Here is a 353-nt window from a genome sequence, read left to right on the forward strand (position 1 = left end):
CCATTGGGCCATTTTTAATTTTTACGGCTGTGGCAGTCCAGCCATATTGGCTTTTCACAAATGCAATGGCTTCATTTACAGTTGGTAATCCTGTAAATTGCTGCGTAATGTTAATTTTGTAAGTTGGTTTCGTTGTTGTTGTATACGCAGCGGTTTCATTCCGTTTTTTGAAAAATGCCATGCCTTGGTCACGCAGTGCAGCTGTTGAGATGGCACCTGTTTTGATCTGATATTGAGCATAATCGACTGCGCCTGTTTTTTGTGCAGCAGCCTTCATTTTTTGTTTCGTCAAATAGCTGAGTGCTTGATTCAGTTTTGTCTGATTCACTGTCGGCTCTGTCGTGATACGGTAT

Annotated in this window: 1 pseudogene; it reads right to left on the reverse strand. The window is 41.6% G+C overall.

Annotation, left to right across the window (positions count from 1 at the left end):
* Positions 1-328, reverse strand: a pseudogene (locus AC0IXA_RS27240) (hypothetical protein); the annotation flags it as partial.
* Positions 329-353: the final 25 nt, after the last annotated feature.

It is taken from the genome of Pseudomonas sp. AC083 (assembly GCF_979253165.1).